The following is a 17,458-nucleotide window of genomic DNA, read 5'->3' on the forward strand; positions in this document are numbered from 1 at the left end:
ACCATCGGGTATATTTTGCTGGAAGGACGCTCCGGTTAGCCTGTTTATGGGCAACGCGGCCCACAACCGGTCGCAGGGAGGACAAATGGACACCAGACCTGAGAACCCGCCGCGCGCTGTCGCTGGGTTGTCCGAATATCTTGCGCAAGGGTTGGTCGGGCATGAACATCTGGTCGAATGCCTGCTGATTGCCCTACTGGAAGGGGGCCACTTGCTGGTCGAAGGCCCGCCGGGACTGGCCAAAACCCGCGCAGTCAAGTGGTTGTCAAACGCCGTTGAGGGCAGCTTTGCCCGCATCCAATGTACCCCCGATCTGATGCCGTCAGACGTAACGGGGACACCGGTGTATCAGCCTCAGGATGGGCGGTTTGAATTTGTTGCGGGGCCGGTGTTTCACACTTTGGTTCTGGTCGATGAGATCAACCGGGCGCCGCCGAAAGTACAGTCGGCCTTGCTGGAGGCTATGGCCGAACATCAAGTCACCGTTGGAAATGAAACGCATCCGCTGCCGGATCCCTTTCTGGTCATTGCCACTCAGAATCCCATCGAGCATGACGGAACATTCCCGCTGCCAGAAGCTCAATTGGACCGGTTCCTTTTGCACGTGGTCCTGAGCTTGCCGGATCTGGAAACCGAGCGTCAGATTCTGGATCTGGTGATCGCCGAAACTCAGGACGGCCCGCCGGGCATCCAGCGCATGACACTGGACCAGCTGCGTCTGGCGCGTGCAGAGGCCCGCGCTGTCCATCTGGCGCCAGAGCTGCGGGACTATATCGTGCGGCTCGTCACTGCGACACGTGAAGGTCCTTTGGCCGATCATGTCGAACACGCTGTTTCCCCGCGTGGATCGCTGGCGCTGGCCTCGGCGGCGCGGGCGCGGGCATATCTAAGGGGTCGCGACTATGCTATGCCCGAGGATGTGGCAGCCGTCGCACCGGATGCTTTGGCGCACAGGATGGTCCTGACATGGCGGGCCGTCGCGGATGGTCGCAAACCGCGCGAACTGGTGGCGGATATCCTGAACACGGTCGAACCGTTGTGACCGAGGTTTTGTCACATGCGGGCGTAAGCCTGTCTTCCGAGGCTTTGATTGGCCTGCGTCGCGTCGCGTTGTCGGCCTACGCGAAGCCACCTGTCGCGGCCTTGCCCGGAGGGTTCCTGACCCGCAAACGAGGGCAGGGCGTCGAGGTCGCAGATGTCAGGGAATACGTTGCCGGCGACGACATACGCCATCTCGACCGTGGCACGACCGCGCGGACCGGGCGCCTGCATATCCGCCAGTTCCAAGAGGAACGAGACAGGGTGTCCTTGCTGGTCGCCGACTTTCGCGCGCCCATGTTTTGGGGCCTGCAAAGGGCCTTTCTTTCGGTTGCAGCGGCCGAAGCGTTGGTTCTGATCGGCTGGCATCTGATCGAAAGCGGCGGGCGCGTTGGCTTGTTGGCAATCACCGCGGATACGCCTGTCATAATCCCACCACGCGGTAGAACCCGAGGCATGCTGGACGTAATAGGCGGCTTGGTTCAGGCGCATGCCAGCAGCATGGTGGCCGTGCAGGCCGGGCTGGACGAAGGCCGCACATTGGAACAGGCGCTGAGCAGTGCAGAACGCCTGACACCGCCTGGTTCCGAAATCATCATCGCTTCGGGATTTGATCAGCCCGGTGGAGGCCTTTCGGATCGTCTGGATCAGCTTGCGCATCGCCGCAGCCCGCGGCTTGTTCTAATCACCGAGCGCAAGACCCACGAAATGCCGCGGGGTTGGTATCCGATACGGTTTTCCGATGGCCAGCAAAAGCGCGTTTATCTGGACGGAACCCAGCCGGAAGACAGCGATATCTACCAACAGATCGCTGCCCATCCGGCATTGGTTCTGAATGCAAGCGATCCCGTTGACACAACGGGGCGTCGTATTTCGGCGGCCTTCTCGGAAAGATATGCGGCATGAGCGAAACGGCACTGTCCGAAGCCACAATGCTGGCCAGCCTCAGGGACATTCGCTTGCCCCCGGATGCCGCTGGCGGGGTTTTGGCGGAACTGGCCTTGGCGGCGGGTATGGCCGCGCTGGCCGCCATGTGTGTGGTGGCCGTTTTGCGCTTACTGAGCGTCGAGCGCCAGCTGGATCAAACAATCGAAAGCGGTGACGCACACCCTGAAATGTCGGAATGGACCGAGGCGCGTCGCAGGATCGCCCTTTTGCACAAATTGCGCCAGCAAGATGCTGAGTGTTACGCGGCGCTGAAAGGTGACTTATACCGCCCTGATGGCGGGCCAAAGCTGAACCAGCTAGAGGAGGAGGTCGCGCGCCGTGTTTGAACTGGCCGATCCACTGGTGCTGGTGTTGCTGCCCTTACCTTGGTTGATCGCGCGTATCCTGACACAACGGCCTGTATTGGAGCGAGGATTTCCGGTGCCTGATCGCATCGGGGGGATGTTGATTGAAGCCAGCCCAAGGCGAGACCCGCGCCGCGCTATCGTCCTGGACAGGTTGATGCTTTGGGGCATCTGGGCTCTGACGGTTTTCGCCCTGTCTGGCCCTCGTGAGTTGACACCGGTCAGCGCCTTGAAAGTGTCGGGCCGGGATTTGGCCATCGTGTTGGATTTATCCGGGTCGATGGTGCGTGACGACTTTTTTCTTGATGGGCAGCCAATTACCCGGCTTGAAGCTGTAACAACAGTAGGTGCCGATTTTGCCCGGCGCAGAGGCGGCGACCGGGTAGCGTTGATCGTGTTCGGGTCCGAGGCGTATTATGCGACTCCTTTCACCTTTGATACCGAAGCCGTGGCGCGCCGGATCGAAGAGGCCAGCATCGGCATTTCGGGACGGGCAACGAATATCTCGGATGGCCTTGGCTTGGCGCTGAAACGATTGGACGACAGTCAAGCGGCGTCACGGGTTGTGATCTTGCTGTCGGACGGGGTCAACAATGCCGGGGCGACCAACCCCCGTGGCGTGGCAGAAATGGCCGCAACTATGGGCGTGCGTGTTCACACCATTGCGCTAGGCCCCAAGGATTTGGAAAGCGCCGAGGTCGGAGAGCGCGGCGTTGTGGATGCTACGACTTTGCGTGCAATTGCGCAGGTGTCAGATGGCGAGAGTTTTAGGGTTAAGACAACCGATAATCTGGTCGCCGTAACGCAAGCACTGGATCGGTTGGAAGCCACCGACAGTGCTGGTCTGTCTGCCGAGATCTACCGTGACTACTGGACCTGGTCCGCCGCACTGGCCGCCGCATTGGCCTTGCTGGCAATATGGAGGCAAGTGGCATGAACGATTGGGATGTCACCCTGCTGCGACCATTGTGGCTGATCTTGTTGCCGGGATTGGCTGCTATGGCGTGGTGGGTCCTGTCCCGTGTCCCGGGTTTTGGGAATTGGGACAAAGTGACAGATCCGGCGCTTATGAAAGCAATGGCGGCCATCGGACGGATTGAAGGGTCCTCTATCTCTTTGGCTCCGATTGCGTTTTTGGCGGCGGCAGGGATTTTTCTGATCGCTCTGGCGGGTCCGGCTGTTGAACGACGCGATGCCCAGACGTATCGCAACCTGGATGGCGTTTTGTTTTTGGTAGATGCGTCCGCGAGTGTGACCGACGATGATCGCTGGCCGCAGATGTTGACCATGGGCCGGTTTGGGGTGGGCGCACTGGGGTCCCGACCCGGCGGGATCATTGTCTTCGGTGGTGACGCCTATGTAGCAACTGACATGACGACGGATCACCGGCAATTGGGGCAAACCTTTTCGTTGATCAGTGCGGAAACCGTGCCCGACAAAGGTTCGCGTCCCGAGCGGGCTCTGGCTCTGGCCCGGCAACGGATTGAAGAGGCGGGCATACTGGCCGGTGACGTGGTGCTATTTACTGATGGCGCGGGCCTGGGTCCCGCGTCACTGCAGCAATCCGCTGCGCTGGCAGAGCGCGGAGCGCGGGTTTCCCTGGTCATGTTGGACGAGAATGATGCGCAGGCGGACACCCATTCCAAGGCAGGTGGCGGAGCCGTATTCACGTTAGACCAGACGGATGATCTGGGGCGGTGGCTGTCCGATGATACCTCGACACGGCTTGAGAAAGCCGACTATCCGGTTCTGTTCTGGCACGATCTGGGGCGATATCTGCTTGTACTGGCGCTGTTCCCGCTGCTGTTTTTGTTCTGGAGGGATCAGCCATGAAATGGTGCGCCATCTTTGGTGCGGTGCTGATCTTGTTGGCCTACGTCTTGGGTGGTGCGGCGCCCTTCGGACGGGTTGCTCTGGCGCTTGGGGTCAACACAGTTGCCGCGCGGGTGTTTCAGGACCCAGACTGGCAGGGCGTGGCGTTGTATCGTGCCCAGGATTTCGATGCTGCTGCTTTGGCTTTCAAAGAGGCGGGCGATCTTTATAATTTGGGCAACGCCGAGGTGCATGGCGGTCGTATTGCGGCGGGGCTTGAAGCCTACGATCAGGCCATACAGTCAGGTGACCCTGACGCGCAGGCAAATTTCGATGTGGTGGCCGCATACTATGCCGGTCTGCAGATCGACCCGGCTGCGCTCGGGTTGTTTCCTGAGCGAAAGGAAGGCCCCACGGCCGACAGTTTCATTGCGCGCGGGGATGCACGCGCGGCAGGAACCGGCAGCGATGTGACCAACTCCAACACGATGCTCGGGCTGGCAGAGCTGGACAGTCGCGGGCGCCTGGGCGTGCGTCGGATTTTTGATGACAAGTTTATGGTCGCAGACGAGCGTTGGCTGAACCAGTTGTCGGATGTGCCGGGTGAATTCATGGCAGCCAGGATTGCGCAGGAACATAAGCGCCGTGAGAAACTGGGTTTGTCACCCCCTGAGCCGGAGGATCCGCTATGAAGTGGATGGTCCTGGTCTGTATGATAATGCCCTTGGACGCGCTGGCGCAGTCAAAAACAGTACTTCCGTCCGAGCTGTCGATTGAAGTGTCGATAGAAGACAACACAGAACCTCGTTTCGCGCGCGAGATGATCTTGTTGACCATCCGCGGCGTTTACCGCCGGCACATCACAAGAGAACAGCTGATTCAGCCCGATTTTGATGGCTTTAGCTGGGCGCAGCTTGGTCCGGATAGCTGGTCCGAAGAACGGATCAATGGTCGGAAGTTCAAAGTGCTCACCAGGCGTATGGCGATCTATCCCGTGCGGTCGGGATCGCTGACGATTGGGCCGTTCAAGCATATGCTGACCCTGACAGACGAAAGTGATGATTGGTTCGAACATGAAATCCAATCGGAACCTCTAACCCTCGAAGTTTCGCAGGCCCCGGCAACAACAGACTGGTGGTTTCCGGTGCGAAACCTGAAGGTTTCGGACCAGTGGTCCAATGCACCAGATCAACTGTCACCCGGCGAAGGCGTTTTGCGAGTTGTCCGCCTGGAGGCATTGGGCGCTACGCCCGAAATGATCCCACCTATGCCAGACTTGCGATCACCTTCGGCCATGATCTTTGCGCATCCCGAGAAACGGCTGGTAGAGCTGACCCCGGAAGGCCCAGTCACCTACGCTTTTTGGCGGTGGACCATTCGGCCAACCAACGACACGTCCAGCATCGTGGAGCCTTTGCACTTCAGTTACTTTGACACAATTGCGCGCGAAGAAAGGGCGGTCACCATCACCGCGCAACGGATTGCCTATGGTTCGGTCAGCGGAAAGGCCAAAAATGCGGCGTCTCAGACGGCAGCTCCGCTGCCCGAAACTCGATTACCCGGCTGGCCGGCCACGTTACTGGCGGTTGTGGTGTTTGTCTTGGGCGTTGGGTTGGGTTTGTCTGGTCGTAAGGTGACGGGTTTTGGCGCTTTAGCACGCTTTGGCATGTTCGACCCCTTGGCACGTCGGTTGCGTCGATTTGCGACAAAGGGCCAGGCCGCTGGGTTGCGTCAGACGGCGGCAGCGATGACCCGACGCGATGGTCTGACATCACAGCGGCTGAAGCTGATCACGGATTTCGACCGTCACTACTTCGACCCCAAATCCGATGAACCCAATCTAACGAGCTTTGCGCATCAATTCCTGCGTGCGAGGCCGCAACGGTAAACAAGTTTTGAAGTTACAACGACCTGCTGGCATCCGGTTTCTTCGTGAAACAGTTGAAACGGTACAGAATTGCTGTACCTTTCCCTGCGGAGGAGAAGAAATGTATTCGGTGGGAGACCCCAAAACGGTGGACGGTGTGTCCAGCGTTTTGATCGTGGATGATCATCCGCTTTATGGCGACGCACTTGCGGCCGCGCTGCAGTTGAGTTTTGAGAACTGCCGCATTGAAAAAGCCAAAACTCTGAAACAGACCTTTGAAGTGCTGAGCAGCGGGTTCAAACCGGACCTGATCATGTTCGATCTGAAGCTGCCTGATGTGACAGGCATTTCCGGGTTCCAGCAACTGCGGCAACGTTGGCCTGCTGCGCCAGTGCTGGTGATTTCCTCCCTTGCCTCTAGCGAGCTGGTGCGTTCGCTGATTGACCATGGTGCGATGGGTTTTTTGCCCAAGGACGCTTCGGCGCAAACGCTGAAATTCGTCGTTAGCGAGATTGCCGCAGGGCGCAGATATGTACCCGCTGAATACAGCCGCGTTGATGAGGTGACCTCGCCGGAAAGCTGCGTGTACAAATCAAGCCCAGAACTCTCGACTCTGACGCCGCAGCAGGTGCGCATCCTGAAACTCATTTGTGTTGGCAAGTCGAACAAGCAGATCGCTTACGAGCTGACGCTGGCCGAAGCTACCGTCAAGGCCCATATCACTGCCTTGTTGCGCCGACTTGGTGTTCGCAACAGAACCCAGGCCGCCGTTTTGGTCGACTCGGTTCTGGCGCGGCAGACACGACATGAACCGGAGGTGAAAACCTTTCTGCAACATTAGGGGCTGCCAATGCGAGATCTGAAGCACGGACCACAAAGTATCGGTATCGGCCGCTCTCAGGCCTCGGATCCGAGTGCCGCCGTCAACGAAGCTTGTGCAGATTTCGACAGCAACCTGTCCTGTTTCGTGTTGGCTTTTGTTCCCAATGGACTTGATCCGGCTGCGGTAACCCATTGTTTGAATGGGAAGCTAGCCGGAGTGCCGGTGTTCGGCTGCACCACCGCAGGGCAGATTACGGAAAACGGGTACGAATCTGATGCGCTGTTGTTGCTTTCTTTTCCGAAGGCAAATTTCCGATGCTCATCAATCCTTTTCGAAAACATCAAGCCACTGAACTCCACCGAAATCGCGGCACAAGCGCAACGACAAGCGGATAAGTTTCGCCATACCGCAGGTTGGAACCGACTGGCACTGATGTTTTCGGATGGGTTGTCCAAACAGGAAGATTTGCTGGTATCCACGCTGGAAACCGTTCTGGACGGTTTGCCGATTTTTGGTGGGTCTGCTGGCGACGGGCTGCAATACGAAGAGACGTTTGTCTTGCACGGAGGCAAGGCGCGCACCAATGCCGCCGTATTATTGCTGGTCGAAACCAACCTGCATTTTCAGGGCATCGGGTTTGATCACTTCTTGCCAATCGGGTCGGAGATCATAATTACAGATGCTGACCCCGAAGAACGGCTGGTCTATGAAATCAACGGTACGCCTGCTGCATTGGAATACGCGCGGCTTGTCGGGTGTCCACCGGATCAGCTATCGCCGCAGGTTTTTGCGGAAAATCCCATGTTGCTGCGTCAGAACCTCAACTACTACGTGCGTGCGATCCGCGAAGTGACGGATGGCTGTGCTTTGTCCTTCATGGCTGCGATTGATGACGGTCTGATCATGACCCTTGGCCGCGGCAAAGAGATCATTGAGACACTCGAGGCTGGGCTGGATATTCATGATTCTTCCGGAAACTCGCCAGATTTTATCCTTGGATTTGACTGTGTACTGCGCAAATTGGAAATCGAACAAAAGCAGCTAAGCAGGCAGGTTTCCGATGTCTTGCAGTCAAGACGTGTGATTGGCTTCAATACATATGGCGAACAGCAAACCGGTGTTCACATGAATCAGACATTTGTGGGTGTTGCCTTTTTTGAACCCGAAAAGCGGGACCTGAGCTGACTATGCTGAATGCTGAAGATCCCGCCGAACTTCAGATTGCCAAACAGGCCAAGATCATTGACGCGCTGGTGCGACGCGCCAACCGCCAGAAGGATGTAGGCCCATCAGCGTTCCGTGCCTTTCAGTCCGCGATCGAATTGCGGCAACGGGTCATGGAGCAAAGCCGGGATCTGGAACGGGCGACGACCGAACTGGAAAGCGCCCGGTATGAACGAGAGCAAACCCGCAAAAGCCTGGTCAAAGCCCTGTCGTCAATGGAAGAAGGGTTTGCACTGTTCACAGACGGTCACTTGAACCTGTGTAACGATCTGTTTCAAACTATCTTTCCGGATGTTCCGGAACTTGTGTCACCAGGTCTGGATCTGGGGCAGTTTTTCACCTTGGTCCAAAACAGCGGGCAATTTGTATCATCGGATCGAGGAGTGTCTGACATGCTGGATACGCTCCTCAGCAATTGCCATACCGGCGTTGTGTCCAGCGAGGTGATCGAGCTATTGGGTGACCGCTGGTACAAGCTGAGCGCTCAATACACATCGACCGAAAATGTCGTCATTCTGCTAACTGATATTACTTCGGTCGTGCGTCGCAACCGCGACGAAAAAGAAACCCTGATCGACCGTCAGGAAGACTATCTTCAGGCGGTTTTTCAGAACATGAGCTCGGGCCTTTGCACATTTTCTGCAGACACCGAGATCATGATGCACAATGCACGGTTTCGCGAAATTCTGAACTTGCCGCACCCGTTGTTACGCCCCCGCATGCCGGTGCAGAACCTTCTGGACCTGATGCGCGCCCGGGGTCTGATCAAGGCGGATGATGAACTGAAGGTTGGGAAGTGGCAGCACGAGCTCAAAAGCAGAGGTTGGTTGCGCAAACGCGTCCGTGACGGGGCTGATCGTGTTCTGGACATTCAGGCCAACCAGCTGCCGGACGGTGGTTTTCTTGTTGAGTTGAAGGATGTTACGCTTGAGGCGCGCGCAACCCAGACGCTGGAAAACCGTGTTATGGAACGCACGGCCGAATTGACGCGGGCCAATGAAAAACTGATCCGCGAATACGAAGAAAAGGCCCGCGTCGAAGAAGCTTTACGGGTCGCCAAAGAGCGCGCCGAAGCGGCGGTTTCGTCAAAAACCCGGTTTCTGGCTGCCGCCAGCCATGACCTTTTGCAACCGATCAATGCAGCCAAGCTGATGATCTCGACACTGATGGAAATTACCCGGGATACCGATCTGCATGAAATGATGGATCGTCTGGATGGCGCTTTTGGGTCGGCTGAACAGCTGTTGCATTCACTGCTTGATATCTCGCGTCTGGAAACGGCCGATCCTGATACGGTTTCACCCACCAGTGTCAGCCTGGCCTCGGTGATCGCAGGCATTCATGGCGACCAAGCACTGGTTGCGGAAAAAAACAACGTGCGGCTGGATGTCGTATCTTGCTCGGAATTCGTGCACTCAGATTCCGTTTATCTGCTGCGCTCAATCCAGAACCTGGTGGTGAACGCCATTCAATATACCGAGCCTGGCGGCAGGGTGCTTGTGGGCTGTCGTCGTCGCGGTGACAAGATTGTCGTTCAGGTCTGGGATACTGGCATTGGCATCGCCCGAAAAGATCAGGCGCGTGTGTTTGAGGAATTTACCCGGGCCGACAATGTGCCGTTTGGATCCGGTATGGGGCTTGGGCTGTCGGTCGTGGATCGGGCGTGTCGCCTGTTGGGTCACAAACTGTCGTTGCGGTCAAAACCGGGCGTTGGATCGGTGTTCAGTATTGAAATGGACAGGGTAGAGGCGGACCGGGGTGCGATCGAGCCGCTGGACCTGCCGCCGCATACAGATGACATGCCCTTGGATCACATCGTTCTTGTCATCGAAAACGATAAGGACGTGCTGTTCGGTACGACGCTCTGGCTGGAACAAAACGGCGCAAGCGTTCTGCCGGCCCAATCCACCGAAGAAGCTATGCGGTTTGTGACCGACATGGGAATGCCACCAGATATTATTCTTGCCGATTATCAGCTTGATGATGGCGATACGGGCGTCAACGCCATACGCCAGATCCGAGAGAGAACTCACACCCACGTTCCGGCCATTCTGATTACTGCAGATCGGAGCGAAAACCTGCGCCATGCAGGGTTAAGGCATGACGTGTCAGTCATGACCAAACCCGTTAAACTGTCGCGATTGCGGTCGCTGATTGTCTGGAAAGTGCATCGTGACCTGACAGGTATGGCCTCGACACCGACAAAAGTCGGCGGTGACTCAGGCGGTTAAGGACGTACTCTCACAACAGGGAGGTAGAGACTCATGAGGACATTTCTATTTGGGTTGATCATTTCTGCCTTGAGTTTTTATCCGGTGCTTGCGGCCTCGGTAGATGGCGAGCAAGCTTATGATCTGCTGTTTCAGGAAGGCGTACTGGACACCATAGACCGGGATAAAGAGCTGATTTATCAGCGCACGGTTATCAACAACCTTAAGCCCGAAGCCGCGGAACGGGACACCGGCGATATTGCCCTTAGCTTTGACGATGATGGCAGTGAGACGGCCCGGCTAGAGTTTCGCCAGGATGAAAAACACCGCGCCATGGGTGTGTTTCCGGCCAGTGTCGGCAATCCGATGATCATGGTGTTTTATGAAAGCACCATTCGCGACATGGCTGAGGCGGCCGGAGGCAGCCCCTTCTACATTCGCAACCGTGTGAAGGACGCGCTGATTCAGCCTGCCGAAGTGGAGGCTGGTGAAGCAGTGGTTGACGGAGAAACCGTGCCTGTTCAAACCATCCGAATGCGGCCCTTTGCAGGAGATCCAAACAAGGACCGGATGCAGGGGTTTGGTGATCTCGTGCTGAGCGTGACGGTGTCAGAAGAGGTTCCCGGTTGGTATCTGCGGCTGGTGGCCGAAACTGGGCCAGAAGGTGGGGGCGATGCAGTCTATCGCTCTGAGATGAAGTTTGAGGGTTTGCAGGAGGGTCAGGAATGATCCAGGCAACGTCTTTCAGCCAGAATAGACTTGAGAGGCGCCGCTTAAGTTTGCGCAATGCCAGCTTCCCGCAGATGTTGAACCTCTTTCGACAAAGTGTATGTGCCCTTGCGATTGCGTGCGCTGGATGGCCGATCGCGGCGCAGGCCCAAAGCGTGGCCGAACGGCTAAACGACTACCCAACGGCGGCTCGCGCGGATTACGTTTTTGCCTGCATGGTCACCAATGGCCAGACCCGTGAAATGCTGGATCGGTGTTCCTGTTCCATTGATCTGATCGCATCGATCCTGCCCTATGAAAGATATGAACAAGCAGAAACGGTTCTTTCCATGCGGCGGGTTGGCGGTGAACGCATGGCGTTCTTCAAAAGTGCGATACTGGCCGAAAACATGGTGGCTGACCTGCGCCGCGCGCAGGCCGAAGCCGAGGTTGTTTGTTTCTGAGGTAATCTCAGGCTGTAGTGTCAGCTGGACGCTGATTTAGGCAGATCCGTTTCGAAACTGTTTCCTTCGGTATCCGTGGCTTTGACCGTGAACATCGTTGTTCCGTTGTCGTTATAGGCAAACCGGAACGCTGGGTTTTCAGAAATCGAAATGCCACCATCCATAGTGAACAGCAGTTCTTCCCCCTGCCACACTTCGATGTGGTCGATAAAATGCGCCGGAATAAACAACTGTGTCACCTGATCGCGTTGCAGCCCCGAGTAGTTCGGGTGTCGGATCATGATCTGAGCCTCGCGGCGTGGTGTCGAGATTTGCGCCGTCTCTCCAAAGCTGCGCAGCTTCATTTTTCCCATCGAGGCCAGCGCCACTTCTGGATCTCTGCTGGCAGGGGCTGAACATCCACCCGACGCTTTGACGAAGCGACCGGTCATATGCAGACCGTCGGGGGTTTCTGCGATGACGCGAATGTTGGAATACTGGTTCACACGGACCCGCATCTCAAAATCCAACTCTCCCATGGCTGGCGAAAATGAAAATACGCCGGCGACGGGGGCCGGGTTTTCATCGATCACAACTGTTGCTGCGGTGATCTTCGCATCGGGATCAAGTTGTTTCAGAACTATTGGCACGGTCGCCGCATCATGGGCACGGTAGGGGGCATCCAGCGACAAAAGTGCATCGGCTTCTCCAATTTGCGCGTCTCCTACGACGTCAAATTGCAGGTCCTGCCAGGTTTCGCTTTCTGTGAGTGGGTTCTTGACCGACTGGTCCGCCCAAACGGGCAGCGACATTGTCAATGAAAGCACCACGGCGGGTGCAAAAAGTCTGGCCATGTTGTCTCCTCCGGCAACCGGTTCAGGGAATATGCCACAAAACCCCAATAAAATATACGCCGACCAAAGGCTGTGTGGTGTTCACGATTGAGTGTGCCAAGGTCCAAAGCGGAGGATGAGCCATGTTTGAAGCCGTCATTGTGGTGTGCCTTGAGGTCACCGCCGGGCCCTGTCGAGAGCGACTTTTGCCGGGATACGAGGCGGAAACGCAGGCAATATGCGAACAGAGCCTTGCGACGGATCCACCTGACTTAGCGCTAGATCAGACAAAGGGTGCGGCGCGGTGCCAACCTGTTGGCAAAGCTTTGGATTTCTCTGAGGTCGCCCCGGGTGTTTATGTACATCGCGGACGCATAGAAGAGCCGGACACAGCCAATCTTGGGGATATCTCAAATATCGGGTTTGTGATTGGCGACGACAGCGTCGCGGTGATCGACACAGGCACGGCCCCCTGGATGGGCGAGGGGATTTGGCGTGCCATTCGGGAAAGAACGGAAAAGCCTGTCAGCCATGTGATCCTAACGCATATGCACCCCGATCATGTGTTGGGCACAGCGCCATTGGCGCAAGCAGGGGCGTTGGTCGTGGGCCATCCCGGGCTGGAACGTGCCTTGCTCGATCGGCGTCTCAACTATGTTGAAAGCCTGAGCAGTCTCATCGGAGCTGGTGAATTGATCGGAGTGGGGCCGATTACGGTTGATCAATCGGTAGAAACAGAGGGCGAGATTGATTTGGGGAACCGTGTTTTGACGCTGCGTACGTGGCCCAGTGCGCATACCGGAACCGATTTGACCGTATTGGATCAAGGGTCCGGCATTTTGTTCACTGGAGATCTAATTTTCCATCAACACACTCCGGCGCTGGATGGGCAGTTAATCGGTTGGAAACAGGTTCTGAGCGAAATGTCCGAGATGCGGGTGGAGCAGATTGTCCCCGGACATGGCGGCCCGGTATTGGACTGGCCAGACGGGGCAGCGGACATGCTGCGTTATCTAAACGTGCTCGAAACAGACACCCGCGCTGCCATCGAACAGGGTCAGAGATTGGGCGATGCAGTGGAAACGATCGCTGAAAGCGAAGCGGAACATTGGGACCTTTTTGAAGCGTATAACCCACGCAATGCAACAGTCGCTTTTACTGAACTTGAATGGGAATAGAAGTCTTACTGCAAGGCACGATCCAGATTTTTGGCGTCTTCCAGATTGGTCCGGTCAAGACCCTGCGCATCAACTAACCGGGTGGCTGTCAGGTCCGCATCCGTGAAGTCGGCCCCTGTCAATATCGCGCCGGACAGGTCCGCGCCGCCCAAAGTGGTCATCGACAAATCGGCGTCGGTGAAATTCGCTCTGGGCAGTTTGGCAAATTCCAGATCTGCCCGAGACATCAGGGCACCGGTGAAATCTACATCACTCCCACGCGCCGATGTTAGCACGCCGCGCATCAGCCCCATGGATTGATTTCGCATGTCAGCGGAGAAATCAGCGCCACGAAACACGGCACCGGTTAGGTTGGCTTTGGTAAAGTCGGCGGCGGTTCTGGCATTGGTGAAATCTGTACCGCTCAGGTCTGCCTTGCCAAGCTGTGTCTGAAACAGTTCCGCCCCAACCAACGATGCGCCCGTCAGGTTGGCACCGATCATCCACGCTTGGCTCAGGACCGCGCCATCAAAGTTCGACGCAGACAGGTTTGTACCGTTCATCGACGTCGCGCGCAGGATTGCATTGCTGAAATCCAGTTCTGAGAGATCGAGGTTGTTCATCCAGACGCGGGTGAAATCTGCGGGGCTGTCCGGGGTTGCTGCGTCCAGCTGTGAGATTACGTCGGCGCGGGTTAACTGCGCTTGCGTCATTTTGGGCAAGGTCATGTCAACGCCGCTCAGCACGCTTTGACTGAGTGTTGGCAGTGGCAAGAGCGCTAGGAAAGTCGCCTGAAGAACGATCAAGTATTTCATCTCAGTTCTCCTTCGAGTGTTTATCTTGGGTCTACCCCTGATCCGCCGTAAGCTGTTGCAACATCTGGGAAATGGCAAACAAGCGGCGTTCAATGATCTGAGGGGTTTCGCACAGATAGGTGATCGATCGTTGGCGGTCCGTATAGATCAACTGATCCCAATCCAATTGCTCTTCAAGCGCGTCGACCTTGTCGTAATCGAGGGTGTCGGCGGTCAGGGCCTGATCCATTTCGGCACGGGCGAGATCAATCTGGCTGGCGAGATCAATCTGCTTTAGCGAGAACTCTCCTATTCCGCCAATGATCCGTTTGCGCCGGTCCGACAGCGTATCGAATACGTGTTGAAACACCCATCCGAGAACTTCAGGGTTGCCTTTATGGCGTGCCGCAAAGGCGGCCACCTGCGGCTGTAACTCGCCCAGTTCGATCCGTCGTAAGGCAAGTAGGCCAGCGATTTCATCAATCTCGGGGTTCAGCGCAGAAATCTCGGCGTCGCTGATCGGGTGCGGCCACATCAGCCCCAGTGACAGATCCTCGACCTTGCGTTGCACGCACGGCCAGGCTGGGTCGGAAAAATCTGCGGCAAAGCCGGGACTTGCCACGCTGAACCAAGCCAACGCTATCACGATTTGCTTGCCGGTCGACATCGCGGGTCTCCTCCACACTGACACTATGCCCGAAACCTGCGCGTTTAGTCCATTCAACCCAATACACACCATTGTCTTAATTGTTTGAACGGCGTGCCAGCCGCCATACTCGGTTTAAGCACCCGGATTCTATTAGCGTCCGGGAATGGGAGGACAGATTAACATGAGAACACGCGCGGCAGTTGCTGTGGCGGCAGGGCATCCTCTTGAAATCATGGAGGTTGATCTGCAAGGTCCCAAGGCTGGTGAGGTCCTGATCGAGGTCAAGGCGACCGGGCTATGTCACACCGATGAATTTACCCGTTCCGGCGATGACCCCGAGGGTATTTTCCCCGCGATTTTGGGCCACGAAGGCGCAGGTGTTGTGCTTGAGGTCGGGGAAGGTGTCACCAGTCTTGAAGTTGGTGATCATGTTATTCCGCTCTACACGCCTGAGTGTCGCGAATGCGAATACTGCCTGAATCCAAAGACAAACCTGTGTCAGAAAGTGCGCGCTACACAGGGCGCGGGCTTGCTGCCGGATGGCACAACCAGGTTCAGCATGTTGGACGGAACGCCGATCCATCATTACATGGGATGTTCGACCTTCGCCAATCATACTGTCGTGCCCGAGATTGCGCTGGCAAAGGTGCGTAAGGATGCGCCGTTTGACAAGATTTGCTACATTGGATGTGGCGTCACAACCGGCATCGGCGCGGTGATCAATACCGCAAAAGTGGAAATAGGCTCGCGTTGTGTGGTCTTTGGTTTGGGCGGAATTGGCCTGAACGTTATTCAGGGCTGCCGCATGGCCGGCAGTGATCAAGTCGTTGGCGTTGACCTGAACGACGGCAAAGCTGAGATGGCGAAGCATTTCGGCATGACCGATTTCGTGAACCCTTCGACCGTTGACGGTGATCTGGTTGCGCATCTGGTTGAGCTGACGGGCGGTGGTGCAGACTATACGTTTGATGCGACGGGCAACGTTGGTGTGATGCGAACGGCCTTGGAATGCGCCCACAAAGGATGGGGTGAGAGCATCATCATTGGTGTCGCGCCTGCTGGTGCCGAAATCTCGACCCGCCCCTTCCAATTGGTGACTGGTCGGTCGTGGCGCGGAACGGCTTTTGGCGGTGCCAAGGGGCGAACCGATGTTCCCAAAATTGTCGATTGGTACATGGACGGCAAGATCGAGATTGATCCGATGATCACCCACAAGCTGAGCCTTGATGAGATAAACCACGGGTTTGATCTGATGCATGAAGGCAAATCGATCCGTGCGGTCGTGGAGTACTGATATGGATCTGAAGGTCATCACACAGAATCGCAGTTTCGGGGGGGAGCAGACCGTCTATTCCCACCAGTCGGAGACCTGCGATTGTGAGATGACCTTTGCCATTTACCTGCCCCCGCAGGCAAAGCAGGGGCCTGTTCCGCTATTGTGGTATTTGTCTGGCCTGACTTGCACCCACGAAAACGCCATGACCAAAGGCGGTTTTCAAGAGGCAGCCGCAGATTACGGTGTTGCGGTGATCTTCCCTGACACGTCCCCGCGGGGAAGTACCGTTGCAGATGATGACGCATATGACCTTGGGCAGGGGGCCGGGTTCTATGTCAACGCCACGCGCGACCCCTGGAAGTCGCATTTCCGAATGTATGATTACATTGTCGAGGAACTGCGCGATATCGTTCTGAAGACGTTTCCGTTGCAGGATCAGCAAGGCATCACCGGTCATTCCATGGGGGGGCACGGTGCGCTGACGATCGCCATGCGCAACGCGGATTTGTTCGGGTCACTGTCGGCCTTTGCTCCGATCGCGCATCCGACCCAATCTGATTGGGGTCGAAAGCAACTCAGCAGCTATCTAGGGGATGATGAAAGCACCTGGTCCGAGCACGACTCGACCTTGCTGCTGGAAGAGCACGGTTGGAAGGGAGACTTGTTGATCGACCAGGGCGCGGACGATCAGTTTCTGGACCTGCTCAAACCTGAAGCGCTGGCCAACATGATGGCAAAGCGTCGCCAGCCCGGACAGATCAGAATTCAACAGGGGTATGACCATTCGTACTTCTTCGTAAACAGCTTTGCGCGGGACCACGTCGCATGGCACGCCGAGCGTCTCAGCTAATGAAAATAGCAAGGAAAGATCCAGAGTGTTCAGAACAGTAATATCAGCAGCATGTCTGATGCTTGCACCGACAATTGCAAGCGCCGAAGGGGATGCCGAGGCAGGTAAAAAGGTGTTTCGCAAGTGCAAAGCTTGCCACGCCGTTGGCGAGGGTGCCGAGAACAAGGTTGGGCCCATGCTGAACGGGATAGTTGGCCGTCAGGCGGCGACTGTCGAAGACTTTGGGTATTCCCCAGCCTTGATGAAACTGTCCGAAGACGGGCTGGTCTGGACGCCGGAAGAACTGGACGTGTTTCTGACCAAACCGCGCGACTATGCCAAAGGCATCAAGATGACCTTTGCCGGTCTGCGCAAGGAAGACGACCGGGTCAACATAATCGCATATCTTGCGACCTTTGAAGGTGAAGGTTCGTAAGACACTGAGTTGTTCGCCTGTCGCGTTGCCTGAGGAGGGGCCTGACGGACGAGCAAGCGAAGACACC

The 17,458-nt window shown here is 56.6% G+C and carries 19 protein-coding genes; 16 read left to right on the plus strand and 3 right to left on the minus strand.

The annotated features are described in order from the left end of the window. Positions 1–85 precede the first annotated feature (85 nt). The 12 genes from D9K61_RS19865 (at position 86) to D9K61_RS19920 (ending at position 11,438) form a co-directional block, all read left to right on the plus strand. Positions 86–1,042 carry a MoxR family ATPase gene (locus D9K61_RS19865; protein ID WP_120635048.1) on the plus strand — a complete coding sequence of 319 codons (957 nt, stop codon included), beginning with the start codon at positions 86–88 and terminating at the stop codon, positions 1,040–1,042. Next, the gene (locus D9K61_RS19870) at positions 967–1,944 is read left to right on the plus strand and encodes a DUF58 domain-containing protein (RefSeq protein ID WP_120634941.1); all 978 of its coding nucleotides are present in this window, start codon (positions 967–969) and stop codon (positions 1,942–1,944) included. Before D9K61_RS19865 ends, D9K61_RS19870 begins: the two co-directional genes overlap by 76 nt. Next, positions 1,941–2,312 carry a hypothetical protein gene (locus D9K61_RS19875; RefSeq protein WP_120634942.1) on the plus strand — a complete coding sequence of 124 codons (372 nt, stop codon included), beginning with the start codon at positions 1,941–1,943 and terminating at the stop codon, positions 2,310–2,312. Before D9K61_RS19870 ends, D9K61_RS19875 begins: the two co-directional genes overlap by 4 nt. Further along, complete coding sequence (locus tag D9K61_RS19880) at positions 2,305–3,267, plus strand: VWA domain-containing protein (protein ID WP_120634943.1); 963 nt, start codon at positions 2,305–2,307, stop codon at positions 3,265–3,267. Before D9K61_RS19875 ends, D9K61_RS19880 begins: the two co-directional genes overlap by 8 nt. Further along, positions 3,264–4,163: a VWA domain-containing protein gene (locus D9K61_RS19885; RefSeq protein ID WP_120635049.1), complete on the plus strand. Its 900-nt coding sequence runs from the start codon at positions 3,264–3,266 to the stop codon at positions 4,161–4,163. The genes D9K61_RS19880 and D9K61_RS19885 overlap by 4 nt, the downstream gene beginning before the upstream one ends. Further along, positions 4,160–4,834 carry a hypothetical protein gene (locus tag D9K61_RS19890; protein ID WP_120634944.1) on the plus strand — a complete coding sequence of 225 codons (675 nt, stop codon included), beginning with the start codon at positions 4,160–4,162 and terminating at the stop codon, positions 4,832–4,834. The genes D9K61_RS19885 and D9K61_RS19890 overlap by 4 nt, the downstream gene beginning before the upstream one ends. Then, the gene (locus D9K61_RS19895) at positions 4,831–6,030 is read left to right on the plus strand and encodes a BatD family protein (RefSeq protein WP_120634945.1); all 1,200 of its coding nucleotides are present in this window, start codon (positions 4,831–4,833) and stop codon (positions 6,028–6,030) included. The genes D9K61_RS19890 and D9K61_RS19895 overlap by 4 nt, the downstream gene beginning before the upstream one ends. Before the next feature lie 100 nt (positions 6,031–6,130). After that, positions 6,131–6,850: a response regulator transcription factor gene (locus D9K61_RS19900; RefSeq protein ID WP_120634946.1), complete on the plus strand. Its 720-nt coding sequence runs from the start codon at positions 6,131–6,133 to the stop codon at positions 6,848–6,850. 9 nt (positions 6,851–6,859) lie between these two features. After that, positions 6,860–8,017 (plus strand): FIST N-terminal domain-containing protein, encoded by a 1,158-nt coding sequence (locus D9K61_RS19905; RefSeq protein WP_120634947.1) that lies wholly within the window; start codon positions 6,860–6,862, stop codon positions 8,015–8,017. Positions 8,018–8,019: 2 nt separating this feature from the next. Beyond that, the gene (locus D9K61_RS19910; RefSeq protein ID WP_120634948.1) at positions 8,020–10,287 is read left to right on the plus strand and encodes a PAS-domain containing protein; all 2,268 of its coding nucleotides are present in this window, start codon (positions 8,020–8,022) and stop codon (positions 10,285–10,287) included. 33 nt (positions 10,288–10,320) lie between these two features. After that, a complete protein-coding gene (locus D9K61_RS19915; RefSeq protein WP_120634949.1) occupies positions 10,321–10,995 on the plus strand; it encodes a hypothetical protein in 675 nt (224 codons plus the stop codon). Positions 10,996–11,069: 74 nt separating this feature from the next. Continuing rightward, on the plus strand, positions 11,070–11,438 hold the full coding sequence (locus D9K61_RS19920; RefSeq protein ID WP_174235118.1) for a hypothetical protein: 369 nt from the start codon (positions 11,070–11,072) through the stop codon (positions 11,436–11,438). Between the two features lie 20 nt (positions 11,439–11,458). Here D9K61_RS19920 and D9K61_RS19925 read toward each other — a convergent pair whose 3' ends face one another. Then, entirely contained in the window at positions 11,459–12,271 is an 813-nt protein-coding gene (locus tag D9K61_RS19925; RefSeq protein WP_120634950.1) for a quinoprotein dehydrogenase-associated SoxYZ-like carrier, read from the minus strand. 122 nt (positions 12,272–12,393) lie between these two features. Between D9K61_RS19925 and D9K61_RS19930 the strand changes: the two genes are divergently transcribed. Then, positions 12,394–13,428, plus strand: a complete 1,035-nt coding sequence (locus tag D9K61_RS19930; protein ID WP_120634951.1) for a quinoprotein relay system zinc metallohydrolase 2 — start codon at positions 12,394–12,396, stop codon at positions 13,426–13,428. A 5-nt stretch (positions 13,429–13,433) separates the two neighbouring features. Here D9K61_RS19930 and D9K61_RS19935 read toward each other — a convergent pair whose 3' ends face one another. Together D9K61_RS19935 and D9K61_RS19940 are read right to left on the minus strand one after the other, a co-directional pair. Continuing rightward, positions 13,434–14,222, minus strand: a complete 789-nt coding sequence (locus tag D9K61_RS19935; protein WP_120634952.1) for a pentapeptide repeat-containing protein — start codon at positions 14,220–14,222, stop codon at positions 13,434–13,436. Positions 14,223–14,253: 31 nt separating this feature from the next. Then, positions 14,254–14,868 (minus strand): hypothetical protein, encoded by a 615-nt coding sequence (locus D9K61_RS19940; protein ID WP_120634953.1) that lies wholly within the window; start codon positions 14,866–14,868, stop codon positions 14,254–14,256. A 163-nt stretch (positions 14,869–15,031) separates the two neighbouring features. Here D9K61_RS19940 and D9K61_RS19945 point away from each other — a divergent pair, with 163 nt between their 5' ends. From D9K61_RS19945 to D9K61_RS19955, 3 genes are read left to right on the plus strand one after another with little or no spacing between them, the layout of a single operon-like run. After that, positions 15,032–16,144, plus strand: a complete 1,113-nt coding sequence (locus D9K61_RS19945; protein ID WP_120634954.1) for an S-(hydroxymethyl)glutathione dehydrogenase/class III alcohol dehydrogenase — start codon at positions 15,032–15,034, stop codon at positions 16,142–16,144. Position 16,145: 1 nt separating this feature from the next. Next, a complete protein-coding gene (gene fghA, locus D9K61_RS19950; RefSeq protein WP_216825837.1) occupies positions 16,146–16,976 on the plus strand; it encodes an S-formylglutathione hydrolase in 831 nt (276 codons plus the stop codon). A 58-nt stretch (positions 16,977–17,034) separates the two neighbouring features. Further along, positions 17,035–17,391, plus strand: a complete 357-nt coding sequence (locus D9K61_RS19955) for a cytochrome c family protein (protein ID WP_120634955.1) — start codon at positions 17,035–17,037, stop codon at positions 17,389–17,391. Positions 17,392–17,458: the final 67 nt, after the last annotated feature.

Origin of the sequence: Ruegeria sp. EL01 (genome assembly GCF_900313035.1) — a bacterium.
Lineage (GTDB): Bacteria > Pseudomonadota > Alphaproteobacteria > Rhodobacterales > Rhodobacteraceae > Ruegeria.